General features: G+C 74.0%; 1 protein-coding gene. It reads left to right on the top strand.

Going from position 1 to position 396, the window contains the following annotated elements; all coding sequences use genetic code 11:
* Positions 1-396, top strand: a 396-nt coding sequence (locus I6F37_RS43600) for a hypothetical protein (RefSeq protein WP_225154926.1), incomplete at both ends; no start/stop codon positions are given.

Genomic DNA, 396 nt, shown 5'->3' with positions numbered 1-396 from the left:
AGGTGGCGCACGAGGCGCTCATCCGCGAGTGGCCAACCCTGCAGCAGTGGCTGGCGGAAGACCGCGAAGGCCTGCGCCTGCACCGCCGCCTCACCGAAGCCGCCCAGACCTGGGCGGGGCTGGAGCACGATGAAGCCGAGCTTTATCGCGGCGCGCGGCTGGCCCAGGCGCTGGAGTGGGCGCTGAGCCGCCCCGAGGCGCTCAGTGCGGTGGAGCAGGAGTTCCTGCGCGCGGGGCAGGCCTTTGCCGAACGCGAGGCCGCTCAGCGCGCGGCCCTGGCCGAGCGCGACCTGGAATCGGCCCGGCAGCTGGCTGAGGCCGAAAAGGCGCGCGCTCAGCAGGCGGCGCGATCGGAACGGCAGGCGCGTTGGACCGCCATCGTGCTGGGCGGACTGC

The sequence above is a fragment of the Bradyrhizobium sp. NBAIM08 genome (assembly GCF_020193935.1).
Taxonomy (GTDB): domain Bacteria; phylum Pseudomonadota; class Alphaproteobacteria; order Rhizobiales; family Xanthobacteraceae; genus Bradyrhizobium; species Bradyrhizobium yuanmingense.
This window is presented reverse-complemented; position numbering and strand designations above follow the sequence as displayed.